The sequence below is a fragment of the Chitinasiproducens palmae genome, from assembly GCF_900095735.1.
GTDB classification, from domain to species: Bacteria; Pseudomonadota; Gammaproteobacteria; order Burkholderiales; family Burkholderiaceae; genus Chitinasiproducens; species Chitinasiproducens palmae.
Genome location: NZ_FNLO01000009.1, coordinates 200,875 through 217,382, shown reverse-complemented (window position 1 = coordinate 217,382; position 16,508 = coordinate 200,875). Strand labels below are relative to the sequence as shown.

At 64.6% G+C, this 16,508-nt stretch carries 13 protein-coding genes and 1 pseudogene; 3 read left to right on the top strand and 11 right to left on the bottom strand.

The features are described 5' to 3' along the window. Nucleotides 1–94: 94 nt before the first annotated feature. Nucleotides 95–367 carry a hypothetical protein gene (locus BLU54_RS15715; RefSeq protein WP_091910442.1) on the bottom strand — a complete coding sequence of 91 codons (273 nt, stop codon included), beginning with the start codon at nucleotides 365–367 and terminating at the stop codon, nucleotides 95–97. 406 nt (nucleotides 368–773) lie between these two features. On the opposite strand from BLU54_RS15715, the gene BLU54_RS15710 reads away from it, so the two are divergent. Beyond that, the gene (locus tag BLU54_RS15710; protein WP_139169719.1) at nucleotides 774–1,238 is read left to right on the top strand and encodes a DUF6232 family protein; all 465 of its coding nucleotides are present in this window, start codon (nucleotides 774–776) and stop codon (nucleotides 1,236–1,238) included. Nucleotides 1,239–2,004: 766 nt separating this feature from the next. On the opposite strand, the gene BLU54_RS23390 is transcribed toward BLU54_RS15710, so the two are convergent. Both BLU54_RS23390 and BLU54_RS15700 read right to left on the bottom strand, forming a co-directional pair. Further along, nucleotides 2,005–2,349, bottom strand: coding sequence for a lysozyme inhibitor LprI family protein (locus BLU54_RS23390; protein ID WP_139169718.1), 345 nt, complete (start codon nucleotides 2,347–2,349; stop codon nucleotides 2,005–2,007). Between the two features lie 161 nt (nucleotides 2,350–2,510). Continuing rightward, complete coding sequence (locus BLU54_RS15700) at nucleotides 2,511–3,137, bottom strand: MlaC/ttg2D family ABC transporter substrate-binding protein (protein WP_091910436.1); 627 nt, start codon at nucleotides 3,135–3,137, stop codon at nucleotides 2,511–2,513. A 55-nt stretch (nucleotides 3,138–3,192) separates the two neighbouring features. Between BLU54_RS15700 and hpnN the strand changes: the two genes are divergently transcribed. After that, nucleotides 3,193–5,829, top strand: a complete 2,637-nt coding sequence (gene hpnN / locus BLU54_RS15695) for a hopanoid transporter HpnN (RefSeq protein ID WP_091910434.1) — start codon at nucleotides 3,193–3,195, stop codon at nucleotides 5,827–5,829. Between the two features lie 132 nt (nucleotides 5,830–5,961). Here the strand turns inward: hpnN and BLU54_RS15690 are convergent, their stop codons facing one another. From BLU54_RS15690 to BLU54_RS24485, 7 genes and pseudogenes are all read right to left on the bottom strand, one after another. Then, nucleotides 5,962–7,071, bottom strand: a complete 1,110-nt coding sequence (locus BLU54_RS15690) for a 2-aminoethylphosphonate aminotransferase (RefSeq protein WP_091910432.1) — start codon at nucleotides 7,069–7,071, stop codon at nucleotides 5,962–5,964. Further along, nucleotides 7,068–8,255 carry a phosphonopyruvate decarboxylase gene (aepY, locus tag BLU54_RS15685; RefSeq protein WP_091910430.1) on the bottom strand — a complete coding sequence of 396 codons (1,188 nt, stop codon included), beginning with the start codon at nucleotides 8,253–8,255 and terminating at the stop codon, nucleotides 7,068–7,070. Before aepY ends, BLU54_RS15690 begins: the two co-directional genes overlap by 4 nt. A gap of 12 nt (nucleotides 8,256–8,267) precedes the next feature. Further along, on the bottom strand, nucleotides 8,268–9,977 hold the full coding sequence (aepX, locus tag BLU54_RS15680) for a phosphoenolpyruvate mutase (protein WP_091910427.1): 1,710 nt from the start codon (nucleotides 9,975–9,977) through the stop codon (nucleotides 8,268–8,270). Further along, nucleotides 9,974–10,789: a phosphocholine cytidylyltransferase family protein gene (locus BLU54_RS15675; RefSeq protein ID WP_091910425.1), complete on the bottom strand. Its 816-nt coding sequence runs from the start codon at nucleotides 10,787–10,789 to the stop codon at nucleotides 9,974–9,976. Before BLU54_RS15675 ends, aepX begins: the two co-directional genes overlap by 4 nt. Nucleotides 10,790–10,903: 114 nt before the next feature. Further along, a complete protein-coding gene (locus BLU54_RS15670; RefSeq protein ID WP_091910422.1) occupies nucleotides 10,904–11,899 on the bottom strand; it encodes a lysylphosphatidylglycerol synthase domain-containing protein in 996 nt (331 codons plus the stop codon). Then, the gene (locus BLU54_RS15665) at nucleotides 11,896–12,735 is read right to left on the bottom strand and encodes a HalD/BesD family halogenase (RefSeq protein WP_091910566.1); all 840 of its coding nucleotides are present in this window, start codon (nucleotides 12,733–12,735) and stop codon (nucleotides 11,896–11,898) included. Before BLU54_RS15665 ends, BLU54_RS15670 begins: the two co-directional genes overlap by 4 nt. Nucleotides 12,736–13,020: 285 nt before the next feature. Further along, nucleotides 13,021–13,566, bottom strand: a pseudogene (locus BLU54_RS24485) (CDP-alcohol phosphatidyltransferase family protein); the annotation flags it as partial. Between the two features lie 358 nt (nucleotides 13,567–13,924). On the opposite strand from BLU54_RS24485, the gene BLU54_RS15655 reads away from it, so the two are divergent. Further along, nucleotides 13,925–14,398 carry a hypothetical protein gene (locus BLU54_RS15655; protein WP_091910420.1) on the top strand — a complete coding sequence of 158 codons (474 nt, stop codon included), beginning with the start codon at nucleotides 13,925–13,927 and terminating at the stop codon, nucleotides 14,396–14,398. A gap of 481 nt (nucleotides 14,399–14,879) precedes the next feature. Here BLU54_RS15655 and BLU54_RS15650 read toward each other — a convergent pair whose 3' ends face one another. Beyond that, on the bottom strand, nucleotides 14,880–16,400 hold the full coding sequence (locus BLU54_RS15650; RefSeq protein WP_091910417.1) for a M81 family metallopeptidase: 1,521 nt from the start codon (nucleotides 16,398–16,400) through the stop codon (nucleotides 14,880–14,882). Nucleotides 16,401–16,508: the final 108 nt, after the last annotated feature.

The following is a 16,508-nucleotide window of genomic DNA, read 5'->3' as shown; positions in this document are numbered from 1 at the left end:
ATGCCGAAGGCGCAACCACGGGTCGCTGCCCCGGACTGGCACGGAGACACCTTCAGGCGCCCCGCACCGAACATCAGCACACGCGTGTCTACGCTTAAAGTGTCCCGTTCTGCAACTCGCCGGTTTGCACCGCCTTCTCGATTAGCCCCGACGACTTGACCTTTTCGATGGCATCGTCCAGAAAGGCATCGGTGGATTCGAGCTTCGCCTTGATTGCCGCAAGCGTACCCGATGCTTCCATAATGACCAGTGTCTCCGGCGATTCGACACGGCTGACCAGTGCCCGGCTATTGACTGCGCCGTCGCCGAACGTGATGCAAAACGTTTCGTTCTTGCCTTCGACTACGTGAGTGAATTCTTTGATCATTGTATTGATGCTCCAGTTGATTGGGGCCGGATGCGCCGTTAGCCTCTCCACATACCGCTGTATTTTGCCGATGCGCGTGATTCCGGGGCTTCGTGCATCGATGAGCGTCTGAAGCGCTGCGGGGTAAATATGCCGAGCGCCGGGATGCTAGCGACGACCGCGACGGTGCTCCAATGGCTTGCCCTTGCTTTCGTCATCATCGTCTAGCGGCACGGCGCCCGGCGCATCCTCTGGATGCGGTTCGGTCATCGGATCGCGCGCGGGCTCGCCAGGGATGGGTTCGGGCCGGTGGAAAACGAATCCGAGCGGCATCATGCATTCTCCTTTTTCAAAGTCTGCCGAATAAAGCAACCTGCGCGCCAGACCAGTAGGGGCTTTGTGTTTCCCGCTGACAGCCGGTGCTATGATGGTCGCGATGCACCGATTGATGGGCAAACCTGGCGTTAGCAGAGCGATAATGAACCAAGCAGCAATGTTCAACGAGAACGGTGTGCAAGTGCACGCCGACCGACTGGTCGTCTACGGGCAGACAGTGCTTGTACAAGACGGCGACCGACTGGTACTCCAGCCTGGCGCGCGTTCCAAGCTGGCGGCCACCGTGCTCTTGCTTATCGGTTTGGCAGTGGTCGCATTGAGCGTTTACTTTGCCAGCGGTCCGGCGCTGATTCTTGGCCTGATGGCTTTCATCGCCAGCTTCATCGCTTGGCGTTTCCAGAACGTGCGCCACACATTGCAATTGATCGGTACGAGTTCGAGCCGCACGGTCGTCGACAGCACGGATTTGGCCTGGCTCGAGCGAATCCAGGCTGCGTTTGCCCAGCGCAAGTCGCAGGATGAGATCGTCAGCACGGCCAATACCGTGCAGGCTTGAGTCACATCGACGCCGGGGTCGACGAATCTAGCGTCAACGAACGGTATGGGGTTTGCGAGAGAGCTTGGCCCGCAGGATCCAAACGCCAAAGCGCAGAGCAGCTGGCAACCTGCGACCTGACTCTACGGTTCTCCCTACCTGCCCGAAACGGTCGGTCCGGCACGTGCCTGTCCGCAGTCTGATCGGCGGTCACCGCACGGCAGCCCCTTTCGCAGCTCGATGAGCTTGTCCGAAGATGGCGATGCCACGACGGTCGCGACGCTCATGTGGGTTAGTTGCAGGTCTCCCGAGTGGCAAGCCAGCGCCGCCACCCGTCATGCCGTGGATTGCTGAGACGTCACGACGCGGGCAAGTCGAATCGTTTCGGCGTCACGGCCGGCGTCGACACCGTGAGCGCACATTGCATCCAGCCACGAGACACTTCGCGTGACCCGACTCAAGGTGTCGGCTAATGAGACGTCGGCTAACAAGACGTCCACCGATCGCGCGGCAGGGTTCGCTCGGGCATCTGACAGTGATGCGTCGCGCGTACATCCCATCGCTCGGCTCTGCTCCGCCTGATTGCGCCGGTCAACAGCGGAAATCCTGCCTTCCTTCCTGCCCTCCTGCCTTTCCGCTCTCCCGCTCGTCAGCGCGCGCTTCATCGGTCCGCCGCGCCACACTAGTCTGCAGCCTTCGCCGGATACGCTACGCCGCCATCCGGGCATCGCTGCTGTGCAGCCAACTCTTTTGTGCGTTGCAAAGTCAACGTCGTGATGCAATCGGCCTAACTCATTGGCCATATCGAGCCACCGTCGCTTCGAGGGCCGAGCCGGGAAAGACACTCTTTATCCCGAAATGTTATCCATGCTTTCTCGGCATCACGGAGACGTTGTTTCCCTCCTGCGTCGAGCGAGGCTGCTAGGCTCTTGTACTGCTTGTTGAGAGCCTGATCTGCCGCGGACTGCTTCGCCGCAGCGCACTGATCCATTGCGCTTTGAGTCGTCGTATCGCCACAATTTGTCACAGGGTCGGCTTGTTCGGTCGTGATCGCTGCTCCCGAGAAGAACACTACGAGTGCGCTGGCGAGCCGGAACGCGGGTGCACCATCAAGCTCGGTGGTGTTGCTCACTGTCTTCTTTCTGAGATGTTGGATAGAAATCAGTGTTGTATTTTTTTCAGTATATGTTTCTACAACGAAGCAGCGGGGACCGCCCTATCTGCTACGTACGACCGGACGCCTTACACGGTGGGCGCGACTCGGGCACCGCCAAACTCGTCCAAGACGCTGGCTCATCCGAGGCGAGCGTTGTGCTCCTTCAAATATCGAATCAAACCATCGACCCCGCCGTTTTTCATCGCTGTCGCAAACTGCTGCCGATACACGACGATGGCCCACGAACCCATCATGTCGATGTCGTAGATCTTCCAACCCGCCGCGGTCTTGCCAAGACGGTAGCCGACCTTCAACGCATCGTCGCTGGCGCCCCGCACTTCCGACTGCACGACCACGTCGCTCGTCTTGGCCACCGGCTGCGCACGGTCGAAGCGAAACGTCACCTTCTGGTCACGAATCTGCGTCAGCTGCAGCGCATAGGTGCGTACGAGAAGACGCTGAAATTCCTGGAAAACAGTCTGCCTCTGCTCCGGCGTCGCACTGCCCCATGCCGGTCCAAGCGCGAGCCGCGTGGTGCGCTCGAAGTCCGTGTAAGGCAGGAACTCTCGCTCCACCACGCGAGCGGTGGCATTGATGTCGCCGTCGCGCGCGGCCGGATCCTGCTTCGCCGCGGTCACGACTGTTTCGATGGCGGTTTTGATAAACTCGTCGGGATTAGCGGACTTCGTCCCCTGCGCCCAAGCGGTACCTGCGGCGCAAAAAGAAACGGCCATTGCGGCAAATGCGGAAAGTGGCTGGTTCATCGTTTTCCTATTTCTCGTTCATTCGGCGGGCACCCCGGCGCCTGCCAGCGTATCCATGTTGACTTCGCTGATATCTCGGGTGGTGCGGCTGTCCGTGCGCCACGCCCCTCTGGTCATCGCTGCCGCATTGCTGCTGGGCGTGGTCAGTGCCGTCTACACTGCCCGCCATTTCGCGATCAATACCGATATCTCCGGTCTTATCGATACTAACGCGGCCTGGGCGAAGCGTGGCAAAGCGATCGACACGGCATTCCCGCACCGCGACGAGAGCACACTCGTTGTCGTCAGCGCTCCCGCCCCGGAGCTCGCCCGCGAGGCAGCGGATCAACTGGCGGCGCGACTGCGACAGGATACCGCCTCATTCCGGTCGGTCGAGCGACCAGGCGGCGGCGCATTTTTCGAGACCAATGGGCTGCTTTATCTCGATGTGGCCGAGGTCGAACGCGTCACGCAGCAACTGACCGACGCAAAACCGCTGCTGAATCGGCTTGCGCGTGATCCCACAGTGACGGGCCTGTCGAGCCTGCTGTCACTGATGCTGTCCACCCCGCTGGCGAATGGCGATGTCAAGCTAGAGAACATGGCGGGACTGTTCGACGCCAGTGCGACTGCAGTCGATGCCGTCCTCGCGCACCGCTCCGGCGCACTGTCATGGCAAGCCCTGCTCGCTCCTGACGCGGAAAGGCGCAGTTTCATCGAAGTCCGACCCGTCGTCGACTATGGCGCGCTCGAAGCAGGCCAGGCTGCGGCGGAACGCATTCGAGGCGCCGCGCAGAGCCTGCAGCTGGCGCAACACTTTGGCGCGCACATTGCCCTCACCGGCTCGCGACCGCTGGCCGACGAAGAATTCGCGTCGGTTGCGGAGGGGGCGATACCCAACGCGGTCGCTACTTTGATGCTGGTCCTGATCATCGTGTGGCTCGCAGTGCGGTCCGGCCGCCTGATGCTCGCCGTTTTCGTTACGCTGTTGGTTGGCCTGAGCATGACCGCCGCGGCAGGTTTGTTGCTCGTCGGTGCACTGAATCTGATCTCCGTCGCGTTCGCGGTCCTCTTTGTCGGCATTGGCATCGACTTCGGCATCCAGTTCGCCGTGCGCTACCGCGAAGCCCGGCTCGGCGCTCCGGATGTCGAAGGTGCGCTGCGCGGCGCCGCCCGCTCGATTGCAATGCCGCTCGCGTTGGCCGCGGCCGCCACCGGCGCAAGCTTCTTCTCGTTCCTGCCAACCGCGTACCGAGGAATCTCGGAATTGGGTGAGATCGCCGGCGTGGGCATCCTCTTCATCGCGTTCCCGCTCAGCGTGACGCTACTGCCTGCCTTGATCGCCGTCCTCAAGCCGCCAGCGCAGCAGCACGCGCCCGGCTTTCGCTCTCTGGCGCCGGTCGATCGCTTCACCGCACGGCATCGCAAGCCGTTGCTCTATGGAACCTTGGCATTGGTCGTCGCGGGTCTGCCACTGCTGGCCCATCTGCGCTTCGACTTCAACCCGCTGCATCTGAAGGATCCACACAGCGAATCGATGTCGACACTGCTGACGCTCGCGCAATCGCCGAACAACGGCGTGAACGACGTCGCCGTGCTTGCGCCGGATCTTGCACATGCAGACGCCCTTGCAACCCGCATCAAGGCCTTGCCCGAGGTTGGGCGAACCATGACTGCCAGCAGCTTCGTACCCGCCGATCAAGCGGTCAAGCTCGCCGCCATCCAGCGAGCGGCGGCGGCGCTGGCGCCCGTCCTATCTCAAACTCCGATCAACCAGGCAGGCGACGGCGCACGCATCTCCGCACTCCGCTACGCAGCCGGAATGCTCGACAACGCAGCGCTCGACCATCCCGGCAAGGGTGCCCCGGAGGCGCAGCGGCTTGCCGCGGCTTTGCGGCGCTTGGCGGGCAGCGATCCGGCGACCCGCGATCGCGCCGAGGATGCCATCGCCTTGCCGTTGCGTCTGTCGCTCCGCGCGCTCGCCGATATGCTCCGGGCGACACCGATCACCCTCGACAGCCTGCCGCCGACCCTCAAGCGCCAATGGATTGCGGAGGACGGCCGCGCACGCGTCGCAATCTCGCCGCGGGTCATGGCCGGGCAGGACCCGAACGACGACGTCATGTTGCGGCGATTCACCGAGGGCGTCACGGCTGCAGTGCCGGAGGCCGCGGGCGGCCCAATCTCGATCCTTCACTCGGCGGATACGATCGTCGCGGCTTTCTATGAGGCAAGCGCATGGGCGCTGGTCGCGGTAACGATGCTGTTGTGGCTGGCGTTGCGGCGTTTCACCGACGTACTACGGACGCTCGTACCGCTGCTGGTTTCGGCACTGGTGACGCTGGAGCTGTGCGTGCTGATTGACCTGCCACTGAATTTCGCGAACATCATCGCGCTTCCGTTGCTGCTGGGAATCGGCGTCGCCTTCAAGATCTACTACGTCATCGCGTGGCGCGAAGGCCGCAGCGACTTCCTGCAGTCCGGTCTGACGCAGGCCGTGATTCTATCGGCCGCAACCACCGCTACCGCATTCGGCAGCCTGTGGCTGTCGCACCACCCCGGCACGGCGAGCATGGGCAAGCTGCTGTCCCTGTCGCTGTTCTGCACGCTGATCGGCGCGGTCTTCTTTCAGCCCATCTTGATGGGACAACCACCGGCACCGCGCGCAAGCCCCCGTCCGAGCGAATTGCGGCACAACCGAGGGCGCGAGTGACGGCAGGCTTTCAGCGCCGATGAAAGCGCCGGTGACAGCGCGGAGACAGCGCGGAGACAGCAAACGTACGACGCAGGTTGCGGCGAGACCCGCATCGCGCAGCCGTGCCCGCTGACACGGCCGCGGCGACCCTCAAGCCGCGTCGTCGCGCCCCGCCGCCGTCGTGCAGAGCGACGAGAACGCCGCAAGCAGCCGCTCGATGTCGCCATCGGCAAGTGCGCCCATCGTGGAAATGCGGAACAGGGTACGCGAAAGGCCGCCTTGCCCCGCATAGATGACGAAGCCCGCTTTTTTCAAATGGTCGTGCAGCGTCTCGTAATCGACACCGGCCGGTAGCGAATAGGCCCGCAACACCGCCGACGATGCTTCGGGCGCAACCGCCGCCACGATGCCGAGCGCTGCCAACCCCGCGCGCACCCGCTCCGCCAACGCCTTGTATCGTGCAAGCCGAGCCGGCTGCCCACCGCCCTCCTCCATTTCGCGCAAGGCCTCCACCAATGCGTAGATCGCATGGACCGGCGGCGTGAACGGGGTATTCCGCTCGGCCTGGAGCGCGGCGGCCCGCTTGAGGTCGAGATAGAACGCCCGCGTGATACCCTGCTCGATCGCCGCGCGACGTGCCACGACTAACGCAATGCCCGGCACGCCGTGCAGGCACTTGTTGGCCGTCGCGGCGACGGCCGCCAGCGCTGGCGAACGAAAGTCGATTTGCTCGGCGCCGAAGCTGCTCACACCATCGAGCAGCATCGCGATGCCGCGCTTCTCGCAAAGCGCCAGAAGCGCAGCGATGTCAGTCAGACGCCCGGTGGTCGTCTCATGCTGCACGACAGCCAGGTGCGTGAAGGCCTCGCCGCGCCGCGCCGCTTCGTCCATCGCCGCAGCCAGCGTCGGCAGATCGGGAGCGGCCATCCACTCGCCCTGCGCCGTTTCATGGGCTATCCCATAACGCGCCGCCATCTGCGCAATGCGCTCGCCGTAGACGCCGTTCGCGACCACCAGCAAGCGGCCCTGCGCGGGGACCAACGAGGCGATCATGCTTTCGACCGCAGCGGTGCCAGAGCCGCCAACCAGAATGGCCTGCCAGACGGTCGCGTCAAGCGCGTAGACCTGTAGCAGCCGCCCGCATGCTTCGTCTTGAAGGTCGAAGAACTCGTTTTCCCGGTGACACAGGTCTGTTTGCAGCAGGCTGCGTCGCACACGCTCGGTCAGCGTGACCGGGCCTGGATTGAGTAGAAGGTTCATGGCTTCGCCCCTGTCGTGGTGCTGAAGTGGCGTGCGCCGATTCCGATATGGCGCTGCAGGCGGTCGCGCACCTGGACGGGCGTGACGGTAGGACGCGGCAGGCCGTCGGGCGTGCCCGGACGGATGTTCAAGCCGGCGAAACGGCAACCCGCGCTGGCCGTCTGCGCGAACAAGGCGTCGACCACGCTCAGCGCGCTGCCTTCGCGCGCCTCGCCATAACCGCAGGCGGCGGCAACGCCCGCAAAGGACACATTCGGCGAAACGCTGTGCTGTCCTCCGGTCGAGTCATGTACGCCGTTGTCGAGCAAAATATGCAAGAGATTGCGCGGACCGTAACTACCCAGCGTCGCAAACACACCCATGCGCATCAGGGCGGCGCCGTCGCCATCGACGGCGACCACGCGCAGATCGGGCCGCATCAACGCAAAACCGAGCGCCAGCGGTGTCACGCAGCCCATCGAGCCGACCATATAGAGCTGGTTGGGCCGGTCATCCAACGCATAGAGTTCGCGCCCGCAGAAACCCGTCGACGCGAACACGACGTTCTTCTCGACCGGGGTGAGCGCAATCACGCGTTCCAGTGCCTCCCGTCGCGCCGGCAGCGTCTGTGCCACCGGTTCGTGACGCACCGACATGTCGTGTCGGTTCGAACTGCTCGGTGTTAGCGCGCGCGCCAGTGCGACCGGCGCCACGCTGCCCTTTTGCATCAGCAAAGCATAAGGCCGCCCAGTGCTGCTCATATAGGCGAAGGCGCGTTCCAGTGCCGGCTCGATCTGTCCCCGTTCCGTCGGAAACAACTCCCAGGGGATTTCCATCAAGTCCAACAACTGCGGCGTGATCGGTCCCATCAGCGCATGCTGTGGCTCGTCGGCCACGCCGGGCTGCCCCCGCCACGTAACGATCAACAACTGCGGCAGACCGAACGTCCAGGTCAGTGAAGTCAACGGACTGACTGCATTGCCCAGGCCGGAGTTCTGCATCATCGTAATGCCGACGCCGCCCGCGAGCGCAACGCCGGCATTCACCGCGACCGCGTCGCCTTCATTGGCCGCGGAGAGGTAGTGGAGCGTCGGATCCTGCAGCACATAGTTGATGAACGGCGTCAGATACGAGCATGGCACGCCCGCATAGCGGTCGATGCCGCGTGCCCGCGCCGCTTCGATGAAATCCTTTGCCTCGATCACTGGCTATCCCCTTCAGTGCTTGTCGTCGGCACGCGTGCCGACGTCTTCAACGGGCACCTCGGCCCCGAAAGGCTGCTGGCCATGCGCGAAGTCGCCTGCCAGACGGAGTTCGTCGAGATCGTTGACGCCGCGCCAATGACCATGGACGTATTGAACGGCGACCGTCACGCCGTCGGTGACGAGCGCATTGATCAGATCGGGCATGTCCAGGCGATCGAAGTCGGGCCGCTCGCGCAGCGCGGCCAGGGCCGCATTGAGACGGCCGACGCCCTCGTCGCGCACCGCCATCAAGCCGATCCAGCGCCCCTCCGCCGAGCGATCGTCGCGTGTCGCCTGGCTGTCAATGTCGAGCAGGCGTACCGCTTGTCCGAACAGGTCCCGGTCGTCCGGTGCCGAGCAATAGGCGAAGTCGCGCACACTCGGATTGCACTGCGCCGGATCGGAAGAATCGATCACGACCGTCACCTCGGCCTCGCTATCGAGCAGGTCGCGGAGAATGTAGCTGCGGTACAGCAAGTCGCCGTAGGCGATGACCGCGTCGCCTTCGAGTGCCTCGACCGCGCAGGCCAGTGACGCGAGCTCGCCGGTCTGCTCGGCGCGCTCGTTGACGGCAAGCTTGACGCCTGTGGTATCGATCGCATCGGCACGGTAGCCGCCGACCACGGTGATGTCGTGCAGCCCCTGCGCCTTGAAGCCATCCACCAGCCAACGCAGCAGGGGCTTGCCGGCCACCGGCAGCATTACCTTCGGACGCGTTTCCGTCAATGCCTCCAGACCCCGTCCGCGCGCCGCCGCCAGCACCACCGCTGCCGCGGGCTTCCGGCCTGCGCCCAGATAGGCCCGCTCGGCGCGCGCGTATTCGTCGGCGCCTTGCAGCCGGAATATCTCGTTTACCGGCGCGATGCGGTCTTCCACGTCGATCAAGCGCTGGTTCGCATGAATTTCGCGGGCCGTCGTCTGCATCGCGGAGGTCGCCGCCCGGATCAGATGATTGGCCCAGATGATCGTACTGATGCCCGCTCGACGGAACACATCCGTCGGGGTGCTGTAGTACTTCGTCGGCACGATCACCAACGGCGCCCGACCGGCCCACTCGCGTGTGAATTCGAGGATTTCGTCCGGTCGCGACAGCTTGCTGTGAATCAGGATCGCGTCGGCACCGGCGGCACGATACGCCTCCGCGCGACGCAGCGCTTCGGCCATGCCCCAACCTGCGATCAACGCTTCCACACGGGCGACGATCGAGAAATCGTCGTCGCGCTGCGAATCCTTGCCCGCCTTGATCTTGCCGCAGAACTCGTCGACCTCGGCTAGCGGCTGACGCTCGCCGTCGATGAAGCTATTGGTCTTCGGGAACTGCTTGTCCTCGATACACACGCCCGCGATCCCGCGCTGCTCGAGCTTGTGCACCAGACGCCGCAGGTTGTTGAAGTTGCCGTAGCCAGTGTCGCCATCCAACAGGATCGGCAGGCCGCTTGCGTCGACCATGAACTCAAGCGTGTCGACGACTTGTGTCCAACTGGCCTCGTTGTTGTCGCGCACGCCGTACTGGGCGGAAATCGCCAACCCCGAGCCCCAGATACCCTTGAAACCGGCCTCGCGCACGATACGGGCCGACAACCCGTTGTGCGCTTCCATCAGGAATTCGAGTTCCGACGACAACAGCATGTCGCGCAAGGCGCGCGCGTGCGAGACTGGCTGGGAAGTGACAGGTGCGTTCATGCAGACATCGTTCCGTGTTGTACCGCTGCGGCAGGTGAGGCAGACGACGCAGGCAAGGCCGGCGGGAATGGCAGGAGCTGCGGCAGCACCTCGTCGGCAGCGCGCGCGACGTCTACTGGAAAGTCGATTTCGAGCCAGGGCAGCCCAGTCGCATCGGCGACGTCGAACTGTTCGCCACGTTCGATCAGCAGGTCGCGGACCGCTTCCTCGTGCGGCTGATCCGAACGCCCGGCGTCGATGTATCCCGCGACGATCTCGACGAGTCGTCGCGCGGTTGGCTGATCGAAGCGGAAAAAGCCAATCGACTCGCCGACAGTATCGTAGACCACGTCGGCCGCGACGCGCTTGCGCAGTTCGACTGGCACCCCGTCGCGGACGCACAGCTTCACCGGCTCGTCACCCGCCTCGAAGTCGCGGTCGATCAGTAGCCGGTTCGCGTGGCTGCCCTGGACCAACGCGGCGATGATTCTCTCGTCATACAACACGTCCGCATCGAAGAGCAGCACGTCGTCGTCCGCCTGCATCGCGGCGGCGAGCGTGTGCACGGTCAATACACTGCCGAGCGTGTAATCCGGATTCACCACGAGCGTGGGGCGCGGCTGCCAGTTCAGACGCGCCAGCTCCGCTTCGATTGCCTCGTGCGCGAAGCCGACGCCGAGCACGACATCGTCGATGCCCGCCGAGCGAAGCATCGTCAAATGGCGTTCGAGCAGCGTATGCCCGCCAAAGCGCAGCAGACATTTGGGGAAGCGTGCGTCCGCCGCCTGCTGTAGACGTTGGCCGACGCCGGCCGCGAGGATGATGGCTCTCAATCTGATCGTTCCAGGTTTCGGTTCGGTATGCCTATGCCTATGCCGTATCCCGGCTTCGGCACGTGCAATTTCGGGACGGAAGCGGCGCCCTTGATCCGGGCAGCCGGCATGTGTTCAGCCGGCGCCCTGCGCACGTATCCGGCGCCAGCGACGCTCGGCGTGTTGCAAGTAGACGATGCCCGGCACGGCGAGGATGATTTCTCTCGCGCGCTTCAGCAGCGACAGCGCCAGCGCGGTCGACGGCGGCAGTCCGACGAGATGAGCCAGCAGCAGATAGCCGCCCTCCTGCACGCCCAGCGCGCCCGGGATCGCGAACGCGGCGGCACGCACAGCCTGCCCCAGGCTTTCGAGCAGCAGCGCCTCGGTCCAGCCAACGGGGTGCCCGAGCAGTCGCAGCGCCAGCCACACTTCCGCGACGCCCACCGCCCAGCCGACGAGACTGAGCGCAAAGCTCCAGGCGGCCCGGCTGCCACTGTTCCGGTAGACCGACTGGACCGCCAGATCCGCGCCTCTTGCCCGTTCAAGCCAGTGCGTCCAGTCGTGGCGCGGCAAGGCGCGGCCCAGCCCTTGCACGAGCATCTCGAACAGGCCGCGCCGCTGCGCAACGTAGAAGGCATAGAGCAGCAGCAACAGCACTCCCGAGACGCTGAGCAGTGGCACCGTGACGTTTCCGGATGCGTAGGCGCAGCAGACTGCGATGCCGACCAGCGTAAACACGAGCTGCGCCGCCGTCTGAAGCGTGGTGCTGACCGTGATCACCGCAGTGGCCTGAGAGCCGCCCAGCCCACGTTGGGTCAGGTGGCGCACCATCAAGACGGGTCCGCCAATCTGCCCGGCAGGCATCAGGCTGTTGACCGACTCACCGAGCCAGCGCGCAAGAAGCGCACTGCGGAAGTAAGGCGACGCCGGAGCGGCACTGGTGGGCCGCAGCAGCACCGCGATGGCGCCCGCATCGAGCAGGAGCGGCGGCAGGTGCAGCGCGGTGATCGACAGCACGCCCCAACCGACCAGCGCCAGCGCGGACAGCACGGAGTCCATGCCCTGCCAGGCGAGCAAGACAAGCAACAGCGCACCGCCGGCCAGCAGCGACAGAAGCGCCGCTCGCCTCATCGAGGCTCGTCCGGGCGCCGCGCGGGCTCGCGACGCCTGCCGATCATGCCGCGGAAGACCTGCCGAAAGCCGAAGTACGCCACGGCATCCTTCAAATTCGAAAGTACGCGGCGCGAGCCCCGAAGCGTCGGATCGGTCACGTACTCGAACGTCAGCGAAACGCGCTCCTCGCCTTCCTTGAGGCGGGTGACGCGGTGGTGCAGCTTGTCGCCGTCGAACAGGATGAAGCCGCCGGGACGCAGGCGCGCCGCGCCCGATACATTGGCCCGCTGTTCATCCCGCGTGTGGAGCCGGTATTCAAGCAGGCACGACGAGTCGTCGATCACCCCCAGCAAGAGCGTGTAGCGCTTGCCGTCGTAATATGAGGTGTCATAGTGCCAGCCGATGTGGTCGCCGGCCCGGGTATAGAAATAGAGCGCGTAGGCGTGGGGATCGTCGTCCGGCGACGGCAGCAGCCGGTCGCCGGTCAGCCGCTCCAGCCAGCCGATCAACGCCGGCGACCGATACAACTCGGCGATGAACGGCGCCGCTTCGTCAATGACATGTCGACTGACACTGCCGCCCTGCTTGTGTCCGGGCAGATAGTTCCGATTCGCTTGCGACTGGACGGCACGAACGCAGTCGATCAAGCCGCGGGTGACCTCCGGCGGCAGAAAATCCTCAATGAACAGGAAGGCGCCCTGCTCGTCGAATCGGGCCTTTGCCGCCGCCGCGTCGAAGTCGGCGACACGTGCGGCCACCGCACGATCCGGGTCGACCGTCCCAACCTCAGCGCTTGCGCGCATCGATGGAACCGCGGACGGTGCGGCCTCGGCCGCAGCCATCGGTGGTGCCATACTGGCCCCCAGTGCGTGGCCGCCTGTGTCGGCACGACCCGCATCCACGCCCCCCTCCGGGTTCGAGAAGGCAGCCGCGCCAACGCCCGCCAGGGCAATGTGTTCGTCGTCGTTCGCCATCGATCGTTCGGCCCTCGCCATGCCAGTCGACGCGTCGCTGGCCGCCGCAGGGGCCGCCTCGCGAACGCGCCAGTAATCCCGTAACACGAGTATCAAGAAAAGGGGCGCGCCAACCGCCGCCGCCACCAGGAAGCCACGCGTCGCGTCGAATACGGTTATCAGCGGCAGCAGATACAACACGTCCTCGGTCTCGAAGCCGGCAAACGACGCCTGCCGGCTGCCCGCCTTGCCGGCCCGGTTCTCGAGCAACAAGCGCACGTAAAAGATCAACGCCACCGCCAGCCCGGCGATCACACCAAGCGCAGGCGGCGCCACCCACCACGACGCACCGCGATCCGGCAGCGTGACCGCCACGCCCAAACCGAGACCGGCAAACAGCCCAACCGTCACGACCGCGTCACTTGCCAGATCGTAGACGTGACCGATGCGACTGGTCTTGCCGCTCATGCGAGCCAGTTCGCCATCACCGTGGTCGATGAAGTTCGACAGCACGATCAAGATCGCGCCCGCGTTGCACCAGCCGAAACCGCCGTGCGCGAAACATGCCGCCCCCAGCAAACCGAGCAGCAATCGCAGCGTCGTGACGTGGTTGGGCGTCACCCGGCTGTCAATCAGGGGCCGCACCAACCAGGCGGCCAGTCGCGCATCCCACGGGCGTGCCGCCCCCTCCACGGCCGTAGCGGCGCCTTCGGACCTTCTAGTCTTGATCATCCCCGAAATATATACCTCAACGACGGACTGCGCCCAGCCCCAGGGCAGTCGACGCCGGCCCTGAGACCGGCTCATCCCATCGCCAGCAACCTGTTCCGACACCGGCCAAAAAACAAAGAAAGGCGCGTTCGCCGGCGCGGCACTATCGCGCCGCGCACGGGTCTGGCCGGGTCTGGCCGGCAACGGCCGCTCGCCGCGCCGAAGTCCGTTGCAAGGCACGGCACGCACGGAACGACGCGCATCGCGGCTCCAGCGACCAAAATTGACGGCGATGCGCGTGGCAGTGCTGCTTCGGTTATCGTTGGCGCTGCCGGACCACACTTCGAATCGTCATCAGACACGACCCAGGGAATGCCCCATGCGCTCACGTTTTCAATATGCCGCGCTCGCCGCGTCGTTGGCAGGATTGGCGGGCCCGGTAGCCGCCCGCGCCATCGATGCAGACCTGTCGTGCGCGCTGAGCGGTCACAACTTCATCGAGCCGTTGGTGGCGTCGGGCGCGATCGCGGCCACTCCATACCGCGTCGAAGACAACTCGGTCAATGTTTTCCAGCCGACCGTCACGGGGAATCTCACGGCATACGGCAAGAACGTACTCGCCGTGCTCGGCTTTGAGCGCGACGATCCCCGTTTCAAGACGGGCAAGGGCGAACCGATTGCCGATTGGGCCTACGGCGTCGTGGTGATCGGCGGCGCCGACGCCGTCCAGGGTGCGGCCCAGCGCGCAGCGAGTCCCGCTTACGTGCATCGCGTGGCGCCATTGATCACGGCGATCCTCTGCAAGAAAGGCGACGCGGCACCGTCTGCTCCCGCATCTGCGCCATCCCACTGAGCAATCGGCGCGATGCGTATTGTTATAGCGCCTGTCACCGGCAACGAAGCAGCAAGTGCGGATGGCAGCGACCCGAACCGCTCCGCGCATATTAACGATGCCAGCACCGCCAGGACGCACGCCGGCCAAGCACCTGGTTCGACACAAACCGGCAGTCGGTCTCGACAAGGCACGCGGTAACGCGGTGGCTACGCTGCTTTGATCGAGCAGGTCGTCGATTGGAGAACCAAGCAAACGAAGCAATCCAAAACATCGGATGTCTTCCGGCCGATGACTGACGCGACAGACCTGCACCGAGGCGCTTTCGCCATTTTTCGACTGGTTTTTCGACTGCGGCGACGCAATTTTTCGATTCGTATCCCTTATTGATATATGCTAGCAAGGCTCGCAAGAGCAACCCCCGCTTGCGCCCCGCCCGGATTCCCCTGCGCGGGGCAATTTTTTTGGCGCGGATCGAAATCGAATGTCGCGTCGGGAACGCTCAGCCTGCCGTTTCAGCCGGGATCGGCGCTGGCGTGAAGGACTGACCGCACGGCCTGGTTCGTATGCCCTCCCGCAAATGCTGCCATGGCAAGTCGGCCGGATCGGCGCGCATCGGGCCAGGCGCCTTCGCCACGAGCACTGCCGAAGCGATCGGTTCGAAATCGGCGCGGAAGTGCACTGAGCTTTTATTGACGAGAATCTTCATCCGCTCCGGTTCGATGCCGACCATTCGAAAAAGATTCCGGTCGAGCATTTGCGCTTTCACCGAACTCACCGCGATCCTGACACCGTCGATGCGCAAGCACGCACTCGGCCCTTGGTCCGCGTGCATTCCGTTCATCATCGGTCCATCGAACACGCAGCGCCCGTCGCTCAGCGCTTCGACCACGAAACGCCCCTCGAAAGGCGCGTCGCCAGGCACGCCTGCGCGTCCGCCCAAGCGCAGCGCGATCGTTGCGCCGACACCCGCTTCGTGTGCCTGCCTGGCCGCGTCCGGATCCCAAAAAAGACCCAGTGCCGCGCCGTCGACACCGTGCGCGAGCAAGGCGCGCAGCATGCCGGTAGTGTTGGCGTCGCCGCCAGCGCCCGGGTTGTCCTGCGTGTCGGCGATCACCACCGGGCGCGTCGCATCCCGCGCGAGACGCGCCGCCTCCGCAACGGCGGCATCCGGCGCCAGGAACGGAATGGCCCATGCCGGTTCGTCGGCGACGATACGATCGTAGATCGCTCCGACCGCGGCCTCGGCCTCCTCGCGATCCGCTGCATAGCCCCACACGGTGCCGCCGCAGCCTTCGAAGTCGGCGGCCGGGAATCCCGGCGCAAACGACAGTGCGACGCGCCCGTCATGTTCAGCCTCGGCTTTTGCCAACGCTGCGTACGTCCCGCGCGCGGGTTCCAACGACGTGCACATGCCATTGATCGGAATCAGGAACGGCAGTCGCCGGAACGCGCAGGCGGGCCGGCCCGATTCGACCACGCGCGCCAGCAGGTCCGCCGCCCGCCTGCCCGCCTCGGCCATGTCGACGTGCGGATAGGTGCGATACGCACACAGCGCATCCGCCTGCTCAAGCATCAACGGCGTCACGTTCGCATGAAGATCCAATGACGCGACCAACGGGATATCAGGACCGATGGCGTCGCGGACCCGTCTCAGTATCTCTCCCTCGCCATCGTCAGCATTCTCCGCGGCCATTGCGCCGTGCAGATCGAGATAGACAGCCTCGAAATCGCGTCGGCGCGCGGCTTCGACGATCTCGCCGACAATGCGTTCGAACGCGTCGCGCGTCACGCGGTCGGACGGGCTCGCGCCAGCCCAGATCACCGGTTTCAGTGTATGGCCGGCCGCTTCGGCCGCCAAGATGAAGCCCCCGACGGGAATGTTCACGTCGCGCAGCTTCAATACGTCCGCGCCACGACACAGCGCGGGAAAGCCCTCGCCCCGGACGAAGCTGTCATAGGTCGCCGGTGTTGGCGCAAAGGTATTGGTCTCGTGCTGGAAGCCTGCAATCAGAATCTGCATAGTCGGTCTTGCTGGATGAAGTATCGAAATCGGAGATTCGGCCCGATCCTGCTGCCGGTGCCGCCGCGCCCGAATCGCAGCTCCGTCTGGATCAGGTCGGGCGGGCAC

Excerpts from the sequence above, each read along its gene's own strand:
- BLU54_RS15715 (WP_091910442.1), bottom strand. The coding sequence starts at position 367 with ATGATCAAAGAATTCACTCACGTAGTCGAAGGCAAGAACGAAACGTTT.
- BLU54_RS15710 (WP_139169719.1), top strand. The coding sequence starts at position 774 with ATGGTCGCGATGCACCGATTGATGGGCAAACCTGGCGTTAGCAGAGCG.
- BLU54_RS15700 (WP_091910436.1), bottom strand. The coding sequence starts at position 3,137 with ATGAACCAGCCACTTTCCGCATTTGCCGCAATGGCCGTTTCTTTTTGC.
- hpnN (WP_091910434.1), top strand. The coding sequence starts at position 3,193 with ATGTTGACTTCGCTGATATCTCGGGTGGTGCGGCTGTCCGTGCGCCAC.
- BLU54_RS15690 (WP_091910432.1), bottom strand. The coding sequence starts at position 7,071 with ATGAACCTTCTACTCAATCCAGGCCCGGTCACGCTGACCGAGCGTGTG.
- aepX (WP_091910427.1), bottom strand. The coding sequence starts at position 9,977 with ATGAACGCACCTGTCACTTCCCAGCCAGTCTCGCACGCGCGCGCCTTG.
- BLU54_RS15670 (WP_091910422.1), bottom strand. The coding sequence starts at position 11,899 with ATGAGGCGAGCGGCGCTTCTGTCGCTGCTGGCCGGCGGTGCGCTGTTG.
- BLU54_RS15665 (WP_091910566.1), bottom strand. The coding sequence starts at position 12,735 with ATGGCACCACCGATGGCTGCGGCCGAGGCCGCACCGTCCGCGGTTCCA.
- BLU54_RS15655 (WP_091910420.1), top strand. The coding sequence starts at position 13,925 with ATGCGCTCACGTTTTCAATATGCCGCGCTCGCCGCGTCGTTGGCAGGA.
- BLU54_RS15650 (WP_091910417.1), bottom strand. The coding sequence starts at position 16,400 with ATGCAGATTCTGATTGCAGGCTTCCAGCACGAGACCAATACCTTTGCG.